At 60.5% G+C, this 18685-nt stretch carries 13 protein-coding genes and 1 pseudogene; 2 read left to right on the plus strand and 12 right to left on the minus strand.

The features are described 5' to 3' along the window. Position 1: 1 nt before the first annotated feature. The 8 genes from NCS67_RS27390 to NCS67_RS27425 all read right to left on the minus strand — a co-directional run bounded on the left by NCS67_RS27390 (position 2) and on the right by NCS67_RS27425 (position 12593). Positions 2-1105: a tartrate dehydrogenase gene (locus tag NCS67_RS27390; RefSeq protein ID WP_008347060.1), complete on the minus strand. Its 1104-nt coding sequence runs from the start codon at positions 1103-1105 to the stop codon at positions 2-4. A gap of 112 nt (positions 1106-1217) precedes the next feature. Then, on the minus strand, positions 1218-2138 hold the full coding sequence (locus NCS67_RS27395) for a LysR family transcriptional regulator (protein WP_008347062.1): 921 nt from the start codon (positions 2136-2138) through the stop codon (positions 1218-1220). Between the two features lie 99 nt (positions 2139-2237). Further along, positions 2238-4097 carry a type VI secretion system baseplate subunit TssF gene (tssF, locus tag NCS67_RS27400; protein WP_250437449.1) on the minus strand — a complete coding sequence of 620 codons (1860 nt, stop codon included), beginning with the start codon at positions 4095-4097 and terminating at the stop codon, positions 2238-2240. Then, positions 4094-7609, minus strand: a complete 3516-nt coding sequence (locus tag NCS67_RS27405; RefSeq protein ID WP_250437450.1) for an ImcF-related family protein — start codon at positions 7607-7609, stop codon at positions 4094-4096. The genes tssF and NCS67_RS27405 overlap by 4 nt, the downstream gene beginning before the upstream one ends. After that, entirely contained in the window at positions 7596-8912 is a 1317-nt protein-coding gene (locus NCS67_RS27410; protein WP_250437451.1) for a KPHS_23130 family T6SS system protein, read from the minus strand. Before NCS67_RS27410 ends, NCS67_RS27405 begins: the two co-directional genes overlap by 14 nt. A gap of 3 nt (positions 8913-8915) precedes the next feature. Then, on the minus strand, positions 8916-9176 hold the full coding sequence (locus NCS67_RS27415; RefSeq protein WP_008347073.1) for a PAAR domain-containing protein: 261 nt from the start codon (positions 9174-9176) through the stop codon (positions 8916-8918). Positions 9177-10386: 1210 nt separating this feature from the next. Continuing rightward, complete coding sequence (locus NCS67_RS27420) at positions 10387-11052, minus strand: hypothetical protein (RefSeq protein WP_250437452.1); 666 nt, start codon at positions 11050-11052, stop codon at positions 10387-10389. 17 nt (positions 11053-11069) lie between these two features. Beyond that, a complete protein-coding gene (locus tag NCS67_RS27425; protein WP_250437453.1) occupies positions 11070-12593 on the minus strand; it encodes a hypothetical protein in 1524 nt (507 codons plus the stop codon). A 505-nt stretch (positions 12594-13098) separates the two neighbouring features. On the opposite strand from NCS67_RS27425, the gene NCS67_RS27430 reads away from it, so the two are divergent. Both NCS67_RS27430 and NCS67_RS27435 read left to right on the plus strand, forming a co-directional pair. After that, positions 13099-14427, plus strand: coding sequence for an MFS transporter (locus NCS67_RS27430; RefSeq protein ID WP_250437455.1), 1329 nt, complete (start codon positions 13099-13101; stop codon positions 14425-14427). Positions 14428-14468: 41 nt separating this feature from the next. Further along, on the plus strand, positions 14469-15341 hold the full coding sequence (locus NCS67_RS27435; protein ID WP_250437456.1) for an NAD(P)-dependent oxidoreductase: 873 nt from the start codon (positions 14469-14471) through the stop codon (positions 15339-15341). Positions 15342-15395: 54 nt separating this feature from the next. Here the strand turns inward: NCS67_RS27435 and ilvD are convergent, their stop codons facing one another. The 4 genes and pseudogenes from ilvD to sdhB form a co-directional block, all read right to left on the minus strand. Then, the gene (gene ilvD / locus NCS67_RS27440) at positions 15396-17255 is read right to left on the minus strand and encodes a dihydroxy-acid dehydratase (protein ID WP_250437457.1); all 1860 of its coding nucleotides are present in this window, start codon (positions 17253-17255) and stop codon (positions 15396-15398) included. 106 nt (positions 17256-17361) lie between these two features. Beyond that, positions 17362-17994 (minus strand): TetR/AcrR family transcriptional regulator, encoded by a 633-nt coding sequence (locus NCS67_RS27445; RefSeq protein WP_250437458.1) that lies wholly within the window; start codon positions 17992-17994, stop codon positions 17362-17364. 1 nt (position 17995) lies between these two features. Continuing rightward, entirely contained in the window at positions 17996-18418 is a 423-nt protein-coding gene (locus NCS67_RS27450) for a nuclear transport factor 2 family protein (RefSeq protein WP_250437459.1), read from the minus strand. A 190-nt stretch (positions 18419-18608) separates the two neighbouring features. After that, positions 18609-18685: pseudogene (sdhB, locus tag NCS67_RS27455) on the minus strand (succinate dehydrogenase iron-sulfur subunit); the annotation flags it as partial.

Below are 18685 nucleotides of genomic sequence, written 5' to 3' on the forward strand. Positions count from 1 at the left end.
CTTACTCCGTGATCAGTGCATGTTCGGTGACGGCTTCGGCGATCGCCTTGCCGACTTCGATGGTGTTCGCCGTGCCGCCCATGTCGGGCGTGCGCGGGCCGTTTTCGAGCACGCTTTCGATGGCCGACAGGATGGTCTTCGCCGCCGCTTCGTAGCGCGCGTCGCCGCGTCCGAGATGCTGGAGCATCAGCGCGGCCGACCAGATCTGCCCGATCGGATTGGCGATGCCCTTGCCCGCGATATCGGGTGCCGATCCATGTACCGGCTCGAAGAGCGATGGAAAGCGCCGCTCGGGATTCAGGTTCGCCGAAGGCGCGATGCCGATGGTGCCCGTGCATGCGGGACCGAGATCGGAAAGAATGTCGCCGAAGAGATTCGACGCGACCACGACATCGAAACGGTCAGGATGCTGCACGAAATGGGCGCACAGAATGTCGATGTGAAACTTGTTCGTCGCGATGTCCGGATAGCGCTTCGCCGCTTCGGCAAGGCGCTCGTCCCAGTACGGCATCGTGATGGAAATGCCGTTCGATTTGGTCGCGGCGGTGAGCTGCTTCTTCGGACGGCTCTGCGCGAGCTTGAACGCGAAGTCGAGAATGCGATCGACGCCCGTGCGCGTGAAGACCGCCTGCTGCGTCGCGAACTCGCGCTCGGTGCCTTCGAACATGCGTCCGCCGACCGACGAATACTCGCCTTCGGTGTTCTCGCGCACGACCAGAAAGTCGATGTCGCCGGGCTTGCGATTGGCGAGCGGCGAAGGCACGCCGGGCATCAGCCGCACGGGACGCAGGTTCACGTATTGATCGAACTCGCGGCGAATCCTGATGATCGATTCCCACACCGCCGTATGGTCCGGCACGATGTCGGGCGTGCCGACCGCGCCGAAGAAGATCGCGTCGTGCTTGCCGATCTGCTTGTCCCAGTCGGCGGGCATCATCGTGCCGTGCTGGACGTAATGCTCGGTGCACCATGATGCGAACTCGTCGAAATCGAGCGCGATGTCGTAGCGCGCGGCGGCGGCCTTCAGCACGCGCAGCCCTTCGACCATGACTTCCTTGCCGATGCCATCGCCCGGAATGACGGCGATGTGATGTGTCGTTGCCATTGCGCTCTGTCTCCTCGTTTTCGACGTTTGATCTGAGGGGAAATCTAGCGGAGGCGTTGTTGCTGCGGAAGTGCGAATCCGGAAACGGGAGTCTTCGAATATCCGCAAGGGCTCAGCTTGCGGCGCGTTCCCCGCCGGGCGCGACGAGCGATGCGGGCGCGAGTCCGCTCAGATAATCGAAGAGCCTGCGCGCGGGCAAAGGCGCCGCGCCCACGCGTATGCCGACCGACATCACGCGCTCGGCCCACGGATTCGTCAGGCGAATGAAGCGCAGACGCATGGGTTCGCGAAAGAGCCGCACCGCGCCTTCGGGCAACACGCCGATGCCCTGCCCCGCCGCGATCAGCCTGCACATGCCTTCGAAGCTTTGCACCTGTACGCGAAAGCGGATCGCGCGGCCCGCGAGCGCGGCTTCCTTGACGAGCATGCGCGTGACTTCGGCCTTATCGTCCAGACCGACGATATCGTGCTCGAGCAGCGCGGCGAAATCGATCTGATCGCCTTGCAGAACGTGATCTTCGGGCACGACGACGCTGATGCGATCCGTGCAATATGGCGCGAGGCGAATGCCTTCCATGCCGCTCTGCGACGTCACCACGCCGACATCCGCGCGCCCTTCGCGCAGCGCCTGAAGAATGTCCATGCTGCGCAATTCGCTGATATGCAGCTTGATGTCCTGATAGCGCTGGGAGAACGCACGCAGATGATCGGGCAAGTCCTGGCTGATCGCGGAGATATTGGCGAACACGCGCACGCGGCCGACGGAGCCTTTCGTGTAATCGGATAGCTCGCTATAGATCGCGTCGGTCCTGAGCAGCAGTTCCGTGGCGTGACGCGCGAGCGCTTCGCCGGCCGGCGTGGGCTCGACACCCGCCGACGTGCGATTCAGAAGCCCCACGCGAAAGTGATGTTCGAGCAGCGCGATGCGCCGGCTCGCCGTCGATAGCGACATATGCGATTGCTGCGCCGCCTTGGACAGGCTGCCCATTTCGACGGCGCGCAGAAAGAGAGCCAGCGACGTGAGATCGAACAAAACCGGATGCTCCGTGGAAGTTTATTCCGGGGAGTATGGCATTGGGTTGGGGTTGCTGTGGCGTGGAGGGATACAGGAAAACCCTGAGCGATGCGGCTATTAGAAAGGCGCACCCTCGAATTCCATGAGCGGAAAAAGCGTGTCCTTGCCGTCGATATTCAGCACGAGCCGCGTCGCGTGATGGAAGCTTGCATAGCGGCCAACGAAGCGGCTCAGCACATCGCCGAAGAGCGTCGCATCGCCGGGTCCGTCAAACGCACTCGCATCGAGCCGAACGTGAACGCGAATCTCGAAGCGCATATGCCCCTTTCCCACGCTTTCATGCTCGGACAGCCGCACGTCTCGAATCGCATCGATGCGTCGCGCGATGCTTTCGTCGTGTGACCAGTCGTAGAGCTCCAGCGCCTCACGGAGCACCACCACGCCGCCCATCCCGATCATGTTCAACTCATTCGCGCCGCCTGCCGTGTAGTGCCCGAGCACGCGCCAGTCGTACTCCGGGTGATAGCGCGGAGGATAGAGCGGCAAAGTCGGCGCTGTCAGATTGCGCACGGAAGCGATGCCGGTAAAACCCGACACGGTCTCGTTGATCGTCGCCTCGGACAGCGCCATGCGCGGCAGGCGTCCGTTGTTCGCGAGCGCGCGAACCGTCAGGTAGCCGTCCGGCTTTGGACGATTCTCATCGTGTCGGGCATCCGCATGGAAGCGCTCCCAGAGCGAACCGGAAAGCGTCACCCAGAGTTCGCGGCCGGTTACGCCAAAGCGCATCGAGGTATGGAAATACCGCTCGGGCTTCTCGTAGCGCAGCGTCCAGCCGTGATGGCGGAAGCTCGTGAATGCGCCGTAGGCGTGGCGCGCGCTGTCTTCCGGATCGGCCGCCGTCACCGCGAGCACGTGATACGGCTCGACGTGCCCCGCCACATCCTGCTGCAGACGTACGCGATGCTCGCGGTCATGCCGGTCTGTCGGCCGCAGCGGCAACGCGTCCACTTCGAACAGATTGATCACGGGCGTGCAGAAGAGACGAAAGCTGTCGCGACTGACCGGATAGTCGCCAGGCACGCGAGCGTTCAGTTCGATCTCGAAGGTCATTTGCGATTCACCCATCGGCAGCATCGACGCATCGAAGCCGCATAGATCGACGAAGTTGAATTTCTGCGGGAACACGAAGTATTCCAACAGCGTGTGTTCGCGATCCAGCCCGCGGTCACGCTCGGGCTCCGTGACCGGCCACAGCCGCGCGGACGGACCAAAGCCTGCCGCTTCGAAGCGCACGTCTTCGAGCGGTTGCAACTCGCCATCGCGCACTGTAGGCAGGCGCAGGCTGATCGATTCGACTTGGCGCGTCAGCGCCGCGTACAGCGCGGAGGCGGCAGGCCGGTCGCCGTGCAAGTAAAGACGGATGCGCGACAAATCAACCGCCTCGCGTTGCTCGCCAAGCCACAACCGGAACGTAAGGCGAATCACGGTGCGTCCGCCATCGCGGACCGCGATCTCTGCATCTTCGACCGAAAGTGGCAACAACTTCACCGTCTGCGTCGTCCGATAGAGACACTTGACCTGATCCGGACCGACAGGCGTCGACCGCACGGCGGCCCCCGCGGGAATCTGCGTTGCCGAAGCAACTCCGCGACCAATCGGCGTGCATTCGATGATCGACAGCGATGGAATCGCGCGCGCCGCATGTTCGTACAGGTTGTCGATCAGCGTTTCCGTGAATTCCGGAGCGCCGTCATCGAGCTTCATACGTAGACGCGCCGCGAGCAGCGCAAAGCCTTCGAAGGTCGCGCGCGCGCTGTCGCCCACGTCGCCATAACGCATGTCCAGGCGACGCGCGGCGTCGGGATGTGCTTGAGCGAACTCCGCCGATGCCGCGCGCAAGTAGCGCATCTCCGCATCGAAGTACTTCAGGAACGGATTCTCGTGTTCCAGCGCCGAACGCTTCCACGGCGCGGTCACGGCTGTATCTCCGCTGGCAAGGGCGGCAACGACGGCGCGCCCGCGTACACAGCGCTCCTGCCGGCGATGAAGACACGCTGCGGCATCTTGAAGCCGCGCAGCTTGAGCAGATCGAGCGGTCCCGCGCCGACCTGCGTCTTCATCACGTAATGCAGCGGATAGTCATTGTCGTGATTGAGTGTCAGCGCGTAGTTCGTGCTGTCGAGCGGCTTGATGTTCGCCGTGCCCAGCAATCGAAGGAATGCCCAGTCACCGACGGCACTGAACGCGACGCGCGTCCCGGCAGTCAGCGATTCCCACGTCAGCATCGCCTGCCCGTCGCGACCATTTCCCGGCCAGACGATCGGCGTGAACGATTCACGTTGATTGAAATACTCGATCTTCGTCTGATCGACCGTGAGGATGCTGCGCACGACTTCTGGCGTCGGGGTCGCCATGATCTGGATGCGGTAGCTCGCATCGCCTTGTGCATACAGTTGCGCGCCGAGCGTCGACAATTGACGCAGCGCCGATAAAAACTCCGGATCGAATTGCAGCGCTTGCGGCGCGAGTTCGTTCGGGGTCCACGCGTTGCCCTGCGGCTGCAGCATGCCCGCGAGTTGCGTCGTGACGAAGCGCGCGATCAGACCCGTCTCCGGCTTGATGTAGCGGCCGAGCTCGACGAATGAGGCGTCGGATGCGGTGTCGGCGAATGGATAGTGACCGTCGAAGGCGCTCGCGAACGGCGCCGCGACTGACGCTCGCCATGCGTCGTTCAGGCTCGCTGCTGCGGGCTGAAGGATCGTTTGCCATGCCACATCGAGCGGTTTGGCGAAGAGCGCATCGCCGAAGCCCGACCACTGCGAGCCGAGGCTCGCGGCGGTCAATGCTGCATCGTCGCGCGCTTGAGTGAGTTCCGAGAGTTTGCCCTGAAACACGGCTTGCGCCATCTGACGGGACATCGCCTGTGCGTCCGCGCTGGTCGCGATCTGCTGCAACTTCAGGCGCATCGTTGTCGCTACGGTCAGAAAGTGCGCGAGACTCACGCCGCTGAAGTCCGCGGCGTTCTTCGATTTCGTGCTGGACTTGCCGTGGCCAGTCACCACATCGTCGCCCATGAGCGCGAGCAGCGGACCGAAGGGTTTATCAAGCGGATTGATTTCCGGCGCGGCTGCAACGCCGGTCTTGTTAGCGATCAGATCCTGCGCCTTGCGCACGAGCGTATCGGTCAGCGCCTGCGACGCACGGCCCGCCTGCGCCTGATATTCGACTGCCTTCATCAGCGCGATCAGCGGTGACGTTTGCGCATCCGTCAGACGCGTCAACTGACTGATTGCATCGCTCAGATTCGATGCGCTGCGCCACTGGATGCTATTGAGCATCGCCTGCCATGCGGCGGTGTAATCCGCGAAATAGCGCGCATGCAAGCGCCGCTTCGCTTCTTCGATGTCCTGTTGCGCTTCGAGCGCCGCACCCGGTATGCGGGCCGCGCGTTCATCGGCGAGCACCCAGTCGGCGGCGACGCGCCCTTCCTTCGCCGCCTTGTCGATTGCATCGCCGATCATGCCGTCCCATGCAGCGCGCGTGTAGATGCCGGAGACGGTCTGGCTGGTCGTGAAGAGACCACGCGCATCCGCGCCGTTGATGAGCGATGCCAGCGTGATGTCCGCGTACTTTCCCTTGGCCTGTTCGAGCACGGATTGGTAAAGCGTGTCGTCGGAATTCTGCAGGCCGATCTGGTTGACGAGCATGTTGCGCGCGGCGATGGTCAGATCGTTCGATGCGTTCAAGCGCCACTCCGGATGGGCGCGCAAATGCGACGCGTAGAACGACGACAAGCGCTGCGACGTATCGAGCCATTCGCCTGTGCTCATGTCCGTCACAACCGGCCACGCTGCGGGCAGTCGCTTGGTCAGATACGCGGCATCGGCGTGCTGCGGGTGCGCGAGCATCAAATAAGTCTTCAGCGCGTTGTAGTCCCGCTGCTGCTCTTCGTTGCTGGGCAGCGCGTCGGCGCGGGACTGCGCGAGTTGGGCTAGCGTTGCTTCAAGTCGATGCGCGGCCGGATCGCGTAGATTGCGCGCCGACATGATGGCGTAAGACGGCCACAGCGCGGCGAGGATGTCATCGTTGTGGTTCAGGCCCGCGCGCAGATACCACGGCGCGCCGTGCTGCTGACGATATTCAAGCGTGTCGATTCTCTGTTGCAGCGCGAGTTGCGCGCGCAACGCCGCCGCGGTGCCTGGCTTTGCTGCGAGCGCGGCGTCGCTTGCTGATTGCGCATCGTTCATGATGGAACGATTGCCGATGAATGACACGCTCATCGTCACGCACCAGCCGATCGCCGTCACCAACACCAAAGCAGCGAGCGCGTTGGGCCAGTAAAAGCCGACACGGCGACCGTCGTGCTTCTTCATGTGCGCGACGATTTCCGGCCAGATCGATTGCAGCGCGCGAGGCTGCTCACGTGATGCCCCGGCGTGCTGTCTAGCGCGCTCGGCGGCATCTTTGGCGACATCGTCATGATCGGCTGGCACGGGTGTCGGCACAACTGGCCCGGCGAATACCGGCGCGAACATCATGCCCGCGAGCGGCGCGCGCCGCCATTTCGATATCGAATGTGCCCGCCATGTCGTCAGCACGCGTTCGCGATGCGCGGTGAGGTATTGAGAGACCTGCGCGAGCCAGACAATCGGCTTCGGGCGAGCGCATAGCATGATGCTCGCGTGGGCCGTCATCTCTTCGAGTACGTTCAGTTGCCGATTCAGTTCGTCGGTCGCGACCCGTGCATCGGCGCGTTGTGAAGCAAATATGAATGCACCGACAGGACGAAAATCGTTCTGATGCATGCCGCTCGCTTCGACGGCATGCAGAAAGACGACCGGCGCGGCCCAACCGAGATCGCGCGCGAGGTTCGACAGCGTGCGGGGCAGTTCATCGTCGGAGGGCGATTGCTCGCTTGTTCGCAACACAGGGATAACGGCATCGATCGGATGCGCGCGACACATACGGCGAAGCTGATGACGCCACGTTTGCGCATCGATGCCGTTCGGCGCGGCGTGCACCAGCACGATCTCACCCGTGCGCAACACGGCGGTCTGTTTGAGGTCCGGAGCTACCGCGTCGATGAGGGCATCGTCGCCAGTGAGCATGAGCCACGGTATCGCGCGACGCCAGCGCCAACCAAACGATGTGCGCAGTTCATCGCGCAAATATTGCAGGCGCGCGTCGCGCTGGATCGTCGCGGACTGCTTTTCGCTGCTCAATCCGTCGAGGCGCGCCATCACTTTCTCATAGAGACCGAACAGGATGGCAGCGAAGTGCGCGCCCAGCACGATGATGAGTACGCCCAGGATTTTGAGCAGCGCGGACACACGCATCTCGAGGATGGTCAAGTGCGTGAAGTCGGGGCGACCCCACCACGCCACCGCGGCCGACGCCACGGCGACGAGCATAGCGGCCAATGTAAAGCCCCAGATCTTGAGAAAGCCGGAGTCCGTGCGTTTGGATATTTGCGAGTCAAGCGCGTTCAAATTGCTGCTCGGGGTTGTCATGCGATACGGTAGGTTGAACGTAGAGGATGGCAGCCTGCGCCCGGTCGAGGATCAAATGGGGGCCGGCTTCGCCGGATTCGATGGCCGCTGCGATGCAAAGCCACGGCGTCGCGGCGCCAGTGTCACCGACGATGCGATCGGGTCGCCGGTGTGTTTCGTGCGTGGCGATGCCCGCAAACCCGGCGCGCTTGAGTTCATCGAGCAGCGTGCGGTCGTGCTCGGCGTTCAGGCGCGTGAGCCAGGCGTGAGTGATGTTGCTCGCATCGGTCTTGCCCCAGAGCGCCGCATTGAGCGCGAGGTCGCGAAGCGTGGCGACGTCGGCTTGATCTTCGATCGGACGATGCAACGTCGCGAGTGCCTGCACGGATTCCGGCAGTTGATAGAAGCCCGCGTTCAGAAGCACCGCCACGGCGGCCTCGCTGCTTCGCTCGGGCGGGTCGGTGTCGTGCCAGGCGTAGGCGAGGATCAGCAGCGCGCGGCGTTCGCGGGTGTCGAGCCATCCGTCAGCCACCATTAAACCTTGCGGGTCCGGGACGGCCACGCAGTCGAGCGCCGGCAGACCGGACAGACGCAATGCATCGACTGCGTGCTGTTTAGCTTTGTCGGCGCCTTCGGACGGCGCCAGCACACGTACAAGCGGCGCATATTGATGTCCGTATTGCGACAAGGCCTGCAGCGCAGGCACCAGCGGTTCGAGCGCAGCGACCAGTTTCAACACGACTGTGGCGATTCGGCGCGTGGCTTCAGGTGTTTGAGTGTCTGGCTGATCGTGGTCGTTATCTTCAGGTGTCGTCGCGAATGATGTCGGATCATCTGACCACGATTCGTCATCGAAGCGGTTATGGAGCACGTTGCCCACTCCACTACGCGGGCTTTGCGATTTGAAGAACGGCGTCTTTGCCGCGACGGCGTCCGGCAGATTCGATGTAACTGAAGGCAGGCAATAACCCGCGCCCAGCACTTGCAAAGGCTTTTGTGCGATGCGCAGCCGCTCAGCCAGCCGCTTCATTCTGGCCCGGTTACGATTGTGGGCGTGACTCCATAGCGCTTCATAGCCAATGCGAGCGATCGACAGCAGCGCAAGGAACGCGAAATTCGGCACGCCGAGCACGGCGAGCCAGAATGACGGACCGCTCGCTGCTTCACTCGCAGGCCAGGCGAGCAATGCCAGCGGTACGCCCAGCGCGCCACATGCGAGCCAGATCCCGAGCCACGGCAGCAGTCGCGGGCCGTGTGCAGGATAGGAATAAGGCTCGCCGGCCTCGGATAAATCGACGGGCATGCGTCAGGCGAAGTTCACGTTGGGCAAGGACGAGATCAGGCGGCAACCGCACGCGCAGCGGTGGTGATGCATCGCGTAGGGTTGGCCGTCGCGATCGGGAAAGCGCGTGTCGCCCTCGGCGATCGTGGTGTTGCCGTGCAGGTCGCATTGGGCGCTATCGCCGACGCGGGCGAGTCGGCGACCCATGAACATGGTGAAGGGTGAGCCGCTCGTGACTTCGCCGCCGTGCTCGAGCTTGTCGTATTCGCGGATGGGGGATTTCATTACTGTTTGTCCGGTTGTTCGGAATATGATAGTTGTGGACGCTTCAGGCGTGTCCAAATGGAGTCACGACCGATATCCAATATAGCGTCCTAAGGGTATGGCCAATTAAGGCAAATCTTTTCACGGCAGCATGCCTTCCACTATTGCGGCATCCACCAGCCACCGGAACATGAATTCTAAGATTCAACCACAATTCACGGAGAAGGCCGCGCAATTCCACCTGCGGGTAGGCCGCTTCTTTGTCGACTTGTTTCAATTATGACATCATGAAGCAAAGGTGGAATCTCCTCGCTTTCTTTCTCTTTTAGTCTTCCGGTTCGGATTTCCAACGCGAAACAGGTCAGCCCGCTTATCGCCGGGCATACCAGGAAGAATTCAGGAATATCTTGCCTTGTGCCGTCGCCATACAGCGAATCTACGTAGGCTATTATTCCAACCCAGCCAACCCCTTCATATTCTCTTTGCATACAACGTGTCTGTAGTATCGCCCACCGGAATCTTCCTGATATATTTCATCGCGCGCCGTTGTTGCAGAGGTGGGCTCAGGTTCGTAGCCCGACGGGGTACGCGGAATTCTACAGTTAAACGAGAGTTCCGCTTTGATAGGCCGTCGATTCACCTGTATATCCAGAGAAAAGACCGTAGAGAGCACATCCTCACTGGTATTATATTTTGAAGACGTAATCTGCCCCGCGAGCGATTGGCCGATTCTATACCGGCAATTCTCTTTAATCATATCAAGAGTTTCCCGCACGCTTGGATCCACTTTATTAACCAGATTACCCGCAGCATCACAAGAACTAGCCCAAAGCAATAGGCATGTTACGAAAAAACTTTTCATTAAAGGGGCTCTTCTAAAGAAATCTTCCGGCCAGTTCAGATCTCCCCGTTCGGACCTTTGGAAACGGCGACATCCGCCAATGTAGTTAACGCGTTCACGAAAGATGTCGAACGATCCACGAGCCCGTTCATGTGGGTGCGCTCTTTCCGGTCGCCCCCGGATAATTGACGGCGGCGGCACAATTTGTGAACGATTGGCTGAAGTACCTCTCCTTTCCCGGGGTATTGATTTTTTTCCGCGCCCGCTCCTGCCAAGTCAAACAGGATCCGCTCGGGGAACGCAGAATATGCCTGTCGCTCAATCCTCCCGTCACATTCCATTCTCGAGAAACCGCCATCTTTAAACAAAGCGACAGTCGTCACCGCTTGCTCACGGCAGTCTGTATTGAGAAGCTCGACTAGCGTCCCGGAATTTCGAGAACGCGCCCGGCGCGAGGCGTAAAGCGGGAAAGCATGCCGCAGAGACATCTGACGACGCATAGTAAAGAATCATAGAACCATCTTGCAGTGGCGAGAACGTGATTGGGAGATTCGCCAGTTCGACTTCCCAATCTGTTTCATCAAGGCACGCTCGATTATTCTTGTTCGCCCGTCTGTAGCTAGTCCTAACCGCATCGACGAGTTCTGGGCGAAGGAAAAGACGATCATCCTGCCGAGTCGCAATGTTGTAGATAAGATTCAAATCAAGCCGTCTTCCGGTTTCCTTTTCTAGCGCAACCGCGTATTGATACGACGACGAGTGTATTCCGTCACATATCATAGTTCCTGAAACCTCCAAAATGACTACCTTATTTACATCAATAACCTTCTTCAATGTAGCATTGTATTTCCCGAGAGATTCCATTCCTTTTGCCGCATCTAAACAATCTTTCGCATCAGCCTCAACACGCATTCTCAGTGCATGGAGCGACTTCCTCAGCATTGGAGAAGCGTTCTGAACTGGCGGCAGCGGACCGATCTCCACGGCCTCCGACTTGGCATAGGAAAAGGATGTTCGCAGCATTGCGAACAACAACAAAGTGGCGAGGCGCTTCATAGTTCAATGTCCTCTATTCAAGCGGGGCGTTGTGGGGTGAAGTCCACGTACACTTGCGATATCGTCGCTGATTGTCCCCAAGTCGGCGTTTGTCGCGGACGAGAAACAATTTTCTGTCTTGCGTATGTCAGCGTCGCACTCGTCGACGTGTCTGTCGTATCGCCGCGATATCGAAGAAGATATGCAGCGTATTGCTGCCGATCGTCGTAGCCATTTCCACCTCCGTTCACCAGAATCGACATTCTCCCTACTGTCTCAGTGGTAATTCCTGCATCAGCAATACGCAAAATGTTAGTGGTTCCCATAAAATGCTTCCAGACCCAAAAGAAGCCAGCGCTGTCGCAAGCATTTGAACCTATAGAGACTAGGAGCTCAGGGTCATAGCGCGGATACCATCGTCTCGTATCACGGTGCGTATGCCCTTGAGAATCAACAGTCGGTGGGCCCGACCAATAGTGATTTGACGTTTGCGTAATTCTTCGGTCTGTGTACTGACCCGAAGTGTTCGGCGCAAACGCGCGAAACTTCCCATAGTCATCATATAGCGTCGGCCACGTAAGCTGCATCAGACCGCGGCCATAAAACGCTTGGTAATACTGCACATTCCCAGATGTCCCGCGACCTTGCCCATCCTCACGAGCGGTTCTCATTAGTCCGGTCTCAATATAGGCCTGCGATAAAAAGGCGACCTGGCGTTCCGCTGTTGAAAATTGATACTTTCGAAATGCGTTGCAAAGATCTGTGTGCGAAATCGTTCCGCCGTTCAGACGCCCGCGAGCCGTCTCCCAATTGAGAGTAGCTCCCGCACGATTTAATCCATAGCGACGTGGGAGAAGCTGGGTGAGTTCATCAAGGCTCAGCCACCCACACTTTCTGAAATGGCGAACAAATTCCAACGGATGAAAAGACCAAAGCTTCTGTCCCGCGGGCAACCCCGTCTTGTCCCAGAACTGAAACGACTCCAACAGTTTCAAAAACGCCGCGTAACCTGCATCGTTGCCGTGATAGAACTCACCTTCGTCCTTCAGCTTGCGATACCGATCCTCGTTATGCGCGTTGTCCCATTCGCTCGGCGCTTCGCAGATGAAACCGCGCAATTGTTCCCGTACTGACACGTTCGACTTGATGTACTGAGCCAACACGTCTTCCTTCTTGTACCCCTCCTTCAGCGCCGCCTCCTCTCGCGTCTGATGTTCGTACACTCCCTTGACGATCTTCTTCAGCGCGTCGATATCGCACAGTCCATCCGCGCTAAACGGTGTGTTACCCTCACTGATCTTCTGCCAACCGGCAAAACCCGAAAAATCCGCGTCCGACAGCTTCACGATCGCACTATCGCTCACGTCGATGTAGCCCTCCTGTCCGGCCGCGAATGTCACCGTCACATCGACCTTATAGTCCTCGCACAGGCCCGCTTTTACTTTGAATTTCAGAACATCCAGATCGAGATCCAGCGTGCCGATCCACACGTTCAAAATCTGCGCAAGGCGCGCACTCGGATGGCGCAGCGCGTCGGTCAGATTTTTCGTCACAGCATTCATACGCGATCCTTATTCTGTTCAACGAACTCAAGCATTAATCGTTTTTCTTTGGACCGATGAATTTAGGATTGCATCACAAATAGGTCAACCCGGCTGATCGGTATTTGTTTGACATTCACGACCTATTGATTAAAGAAATCAGAATTCGGACATCGCCCATACCATGAGATCGAAGCGCGTGATTGAAAGAATGAGAAATTGCCTTTGAGCAGCAGACTTGAAGAATCGAGAGAAAATTCAACTCTTCTTCACCGATCCGATCGGGGTGAGGAAGCCGGATCGCACATTTTTTCAACTCGCTGTCCAGAGCGAACACTCGCTGCGTCGCGGGGCCATACAGGAAAACCCTGATCAAACCCCGCCCCGCCCTCCACCCCGTGTTCGAACTATTCGAAAGCCCGCTTCAACGATTTCGCATATCACTCGCGCTCAGCAGCCGCTACATTTCTTCTGTCCCGCCGCGTCCCGCGCGAGCAGGGACGCAAAAACAAATACGGAGACAGACGTGGAAATCGATGCGACCAACATGCCGCAAGGCGCGGCATCGCCCGCTGTGTCACACGATGCGGCCACCGCGGACCGGATCTTTCGCCGCCTCGCGCTGCAAATCCTGCCGATCCTGATGTTCGCGTACATCACGTCGTACATCGATCGCGTGAATGTGAGCTTCGCGAAGCTGCAAATGGCACAGCAACTCGGTTTCTCCGATGCCGTGTTCGGCTTCGGCGCGGGCATCTTCTTTCTCGGCTATGTGGTCTTCGAAGTGCCGAGCAACATCATCCTGCAACGCGTCGGCGCGCGCCGATGGATCACGCGCATCATTCTGTCGTGGGGCATGGTGTCGGGCCTCACGGCCTTCGTCTCCACGCCCATGCAGTTCTATGTGATGCGCTGCCTGCTTGGCGTCGCGGAAGCGGGCTTCATTCCGGCGATCGTCTTCTATATCGGCCAGTCGTTTCCGCGCAACCGCCGCGCGCGCATCCTCAGCATGTTCTATGCGGCGCTCGCGCTGGCGGGTCTCATCGGTTCGCCGCTGACGGGCTTCATCATGCAGTACTTCGATGGTCTCATGCAGTTGCCAGGCTGGAAGTGGATCTTCATCGTCGAGGCATTGCCCGCGTTTCTCGCGGCGGTCTATACATGGAAGGGACTCGACGACGACGTCACCCAAAGCCCGCGTTTCAGCGAAACGGATCGCGCGTTGTTGTCGCGCGTGCTCGCCGAGGATCGCGCGGTAACGGCGCAATCGAATCACAAGGGCCTCTTCACCAGCGCGCTCGTGTGGGCGTTCTGCCTCATCTATTTTCTCGATGTCTTCGGCATCTACGGCTACACCTTCTGGGCCCCGACGATGATCAAGTCGATGGGCATCTCCGGCGACTTCGCGATCGGCGCACTCGCCGCATTGCCGAACGCGGTCGCGGTCGTCGTGATGGTCATGTTCGGCCGCAGCGCGGACAAGCGCGGCGAGCGGCGCTTGCACGTCGCGGCGCTGCTGCTGATGGGCGCGGTGGGCTTGTCGCTGTCGGTGCTCTGGCATGACAACCTGTGGCTCGGCATGATCGCGCTGTGCATCGCGAATGCGGGATTGCTGTCGTTTCCGCCGCTCTTCTGGAGCATGCCGACGGCCGTGCTCGGACAGGCCGCGGCGGCGGTCGGCATCGCATGGATCAGCGCGTTCGGCAATCTCGGCGGCTTCTTCGGCCCATATGTAGTCGGCTTTCTGAAGCAGGCTTCCGGCGGCATGACGCTGCCGATCTTCTCGATGGTCGGCTGCCTCGCGCTCGGCATCGTTCTCACGATGCTGCTGCCGAAGCGCCTCGTGAACCGCTGAGCATTTTCAAACTTACACGACAACATGAAGAGAGACACAGCATGAAGCAACGCATCGGCATGATCGGTGTCGGCCTGATGGGGCACGGCATCGCGCGTAACGTGATGAAGCATGGTTATCCGCTGACGGTCGTCGAGCATCCCGGCAATCAGCCGCTCGACGAACTGCTCGCGGGCGGCGTGAAGACCGTCGCGAACGGCGAGGCGCTCGCGCGCGCATCGGACATCGTCATTCTGTGCGTGACGGGCTCGCCCGAAGTCGAAGCGGTGCTGACCGCGCCCGATGGCGTGCTCGCGGGATTGCAGCCGGGCGCGATCGTCATCGACTGCTCGACGGCGGTGCCCGCATCGACGCAGCGCATGGCGGCGCTCGTGAAGGAAGCGGGCGGCCTCTTCGTCGATGCGCCCATGACGCGCACCGCGAAGGAAGCGCATGAAGGGCGGCTGAATCTGCTGGTCGGCGCTTCGGCCGAGCTGTTCGCGCGCATCGAGCCGTTGCTGCGTACCTATGCGGAGAACGTGACGCTCGTCGGCGATGTGGGCGCGGGACACAGCATGAAGCTGCTGCACAACTTCGTGTCGCTCGGCACGATCGCGCTGATCTCGGAAGCGGCGGCCTGCGCGAAACGCGCGGGCGTCGATGCGCAGACTTTCGTCGATGTCCTCGCGAGAGGCGGCGGTGGTGGCGCGGCGCTCGAGCGGCTGCGTCCGTCGCTTATCGACGGCGATCCGTCGGGCATGCCGTTTCACATGTCCAATGCGTTGAAGGATCTCGGCTACTACGTGACGATGGCCGGCGACAACAACGCCGTCGATGCGATCGCCGGCGCCGTGCGCGCGACGTATGCGGATGCGGTCGAGCAAGGCGGCGCGCATCGTACTTTGCTGGAGTTGCCGAGGTTGCTGGGCGATTGAAGTTGCGATAAAAAAAGCCGCTCATCGAGCGGCTTTCCCTGGCGCTTTAAAGCCTCAATCGTCGAGCAAGGACAAGTCGCGCACCGCGCCCTTGTCCGCCGACATCACCAGCTTCGCATACGCCTTCAGCGCAGCCGACACCTTGCGCGGACGCTGCTTCGCGGGCTTCCAGCCCTTCGCGTTCTGCTCTTCGCGACGGCGCGCGAGTTCATCGTCGGAGAGCAGCACGTCGATCGTGCGATTCGGAATGTCGATGCGAATCTTGTCGCCGTCGCGCACAAGGCCGATCGCGCCGCCCGCCGCCGCTTCCGGCGAGCAATGACCGATCGACAGGCCCGATGTGCCGCCCGAGAAACGTCCGTCCGTCAGCAGCGCGCATGCCTTGCCGAGACCCTTCGACTTGATGTAGCTCGTCGGGTACAGCATTTCCTGCATGCCGGGCCCGCCCTTCGGACCTTCGTATCGAACGATGACGACATCGCCCGCCTTCACCTTGTCATTGAGGATGTTCTCGACGGCTTCGTCCTGCGACTCGGTGACGTGCGCCGTGCCTTCGAACACGAGAATGCTTTCATCGACGCCCGCCGTCTTCACGACGCAGCCATCCAGCGCGATGTTGCCCGTCAGCACCGCAAGGCCGCCTTCCTTCGAGAACGCGTGCTCGTACGAGCGAATGCAGCCTTCGGCGCGATCCGTATCGAGGCTCGGCCAGCGCGTGTTCTGGCTGAACGCGACTTGCGTCGGCACGCCTGCGGGACCTGCCATGTAGAACGTCTTGACGGCTTCGTCGTCGGTGAGCTTGACGTCCCATTGCGCGAGCGCGTCTTTCAGCGTCGGCGCGTGCACGGTCGGCACGTCGGTATGCAGCTTGCCCGCGCGATCCAGTTCGCCGAGGATCGCCATGATGCCGCCCGCGCGATGCACGTCTTCGATGTGATACTTGTTCGTGTTCGGCGCGACCTTGCACAACTGCGGCACGGTGCGCGACAGACGATCGATGTCCTTCATCGTGAAGTCGATATCGGCTTCGCGCGCGATCGCCAGCAAGTGAAGAATGGTGTTGGTCGAGCCGCCCATCGCGATATCGAGCGTCATCGCGTTCTCGAACGCCTTGAAGCCGACCGAGCGCGGCAGCACGCGCGCCTCTTCCTGCTCGTAATAACGGCGCGCCAGTTCGACGATGCCGCGTCCCGCGCGCTTGAACAACTGCTCGCGGTCGGCGTGCGTCGCGACGACGGTGCCGTTGCCGGGCAGCGAGAGACCGAGCGCTTCGGTGAGGCAGTTCATCGAGTTGGCCGTGAACATGCCCGAGCACGAGCCGCATGTCGGGCACGCGGAGCGCTCGACTTCGGCGACTTCCGCATCGGAATACGACTGGTCGGCGGCGATCACCATCGCATCGACGAGATCGAGCTTCTTCAGTTCGATGGCCTTCGTCTTCGGATTCGCGAGGCGCGTCTTGCCCGCTTCCATCGGGCCGCCCGAAACGAAAATGACGGGAATGTTCAGGCGCATCGCGGCCATCAACATGCCCGGCGTGATCTTGTCGCAGTTCGAGATGCAGACCATGGCGTCGGCGCAATGCGCGTTGACCATGTATTCGACCGAATCCGCGATGATGTCGCGGCTCGGCAGCGAGTACAGCATGCCGTCGTGACCCATCGCGATGCCGTCGTCGACCGCGATCGTGTTGAACTCCTTCGCCACGCCGCCCGCGGCTTCGATCTCACGCGCGACGAGCTGGCCCAGGTCTTTCAGATGAACGTGCCCCGGCACGAACTGGGTGAACGAGTTGACGACGGCGATGATCGGCTTCGAGAAATCTTCGTCTTTCATGCCGGTGGCGCGCCAGAGGGAGCGCGCGCCCGCCATGTTGCGTCCGGCGGTGGAGGTTTTGGAACGGTATGTGGGCATCGTGGTTGCGGTTGGAATGTCGCGAATGAAAGCGGGCCACGAGGGGTGAGGGCCCTTGCGCGCGGCATCCGCGACCTTTTGGGTCGGGTGGGCGCGAGTTTTGGGATTATCCCATACCTGCTTCGTCCATTCCGCTTCGACGCGCCGCCTGCACCAGTGCGCGAATCGCCCAGCGTCTGACCTTGCGCGCGCGTGCGTCGTCGAGTTGCAGCACGTCCTTGCAGACGATCATCGCCTCCGTGCCGATGACGAGCGCGAGCGCGTGCGTGAGCGTGTCGAGCGCGGCGGGACTGAACTCGTCTTGCGCGGGTTCGAGCGCGGACTCGATCAACGGTGTGCGGCGATTCTGCCGCAGCGGCATGTCGTCCTGCGATTCGCCCTTCGCCGCCCGCTCCAGCGAATGCGCGAGCATCATGCGCAACGGTGCTTCGTTCGCAAGAATCATGTCGTTGAGCGCGGCGTCGACACGCAACAATCTCGCGACCGGATCGGCCGATGCGCGCGCCGAAAATAGCTGGCTCGCAACGGGCGTGTCGACATCGAGCGATGCTTCGAGTAAGAGCGCATCGATGCTCGGGAAATGCCGATACGCCGTCGCACGCGACACGAGCGCTTCTGCCGCGACCTCTTCCAGCCCGGGTTTGCGCCCTTGCTTCATCAGCGCCGATGCCGCCTTCAGCAGATCCTTGCGCGTGCGCTGCTTCTGATTGCCGCGGGTCTTCGGTTCGGACTTCGCCATATCAAGCCTGCGGCAACTGACCGATGATCGCCGCGAGATCGACCCACACGTTTTCACGGCGAATCTGTCCGCTTTCGCTGAATTCGACGACATGCAGCATGCGAAATTCCAGCAGACGCCCACGGCCTTCGAGCCCGAACGGCCGGCCCGGCGCCTTGCCGCGCCACAACGACTCGTCGATGACAAAGCCGTCGCCATACAGACGGCGCAAGCACTCGACCCGGCTCTCCGACAGATCGGCAAACAACGCTTCGTAGAACGGCCGCGCGCGCTCGCGTCCGTGCGCCGGACCGGCAGGCCAGCCAACGACATCGTGCTCGACATCGTCGGTGAGCGTGGCGAGCACGCCTTCGACATCGTCGCTTCGTTCAAAACCGAAATGCTCTTCGATCTTGCGGTCCATCTCGACAGCAGTCAGCGTCATGATTGCCTCCTTGCACGGGTCACGCTTTCCAATTCATTCTAGTGAGACGACAGTCTCATTACAAGATTGAAATATCGTCTGTTGCGAGATGGTTAGCTATGCAATCACTTCAATGCATCGGCGCATATCGCAGATAAAAAAAAGCGCAGCCTCTTTCGAGACTGCGCTTTTTTTCCTTACGGTGCGGGGATCAAACCGCCCGTCGCACCATCAATTCCTTGATCTTGCCGATCGCCTTGGTCGGGTTGAGCCCCTTCGGGCACACGT

Origin of the sequence: Caballeronia sp. ATUFL_F2_KS9A (genome assembly GCF_023630765.1) — a bacterium.
Lineage (GTDB): Bacteria > Pseudomonadota > Gammaproteobacteria > Burkholderiales > Burkholderiaceae > Caballeronia > Caballeronia zhejiangensis.

Bases quoted from the DNA above. Each gene is read 5' to 3' on its own strand.
- NCS67_RS27390 (WP_008347060.1), bottom strand. From the start codon at position 1,105: ATGGCAACGACACATCACATCGCCGTCATTCCGGGCGATGGCATCGGC.
- NCS67_RS27410 (WP_250437451.1), bottom strand. From the start codon at position 8,912: ATGCCCGTCGATTTATCCGAGGCCGGCGAGCCTTATTCCTATCCTGCA.
- NCS67_RS27415 (WP_008347073.1), bottom strand. From the start codon at position 9,176: ATGAAATCCCCCATCCGCGAATACGACAAGCTCGAGCACGGCGGCGAA.
- NCS67_RS27420 (WP_250437452.1), bottom strand. From the start codon at position 11,052: ATGAAGCGCCTCGCCACTTTGTTGTTGTTCGCAATGCTGCGAACATCC.
- NCS67_RS27425 (WP_250437453.1), bottom strand. From the start codon at position 12,593: ATGAATGCTGTGACGAAAAATCTGACCGACGCGCTGCGCCATCCGAGT.
- NCS67_RS27435 (WP_250437456.1), top strand. From the start codon at position 14,469: ATGAAGCAACGCATCGGCATGATCGGTGTCGGCCTGATGGGGCACGGC.
- ilvD (WP_250437457.1), bottom strand. From the start codon at position 17,255: ATGCCCACATACCGTTCCAAAACCTCCACCGCCGGACGCAACATGGCG.
- NCS67_RS27445 (WP_250437458.1), bottom strand. From the start codon at position 17,994: ATGGCGAAGTCCGAACCGAAGACCCGCGGCAATCAGAAGCAGCGCACG.
- NCS67_RS27450 (WP_250437459.1), bottom strand. From the start codon at position 18,418: ATGACGCTGACTGCTGTCGAGATGGACCGCAAGATCGAAGAGCATTTC.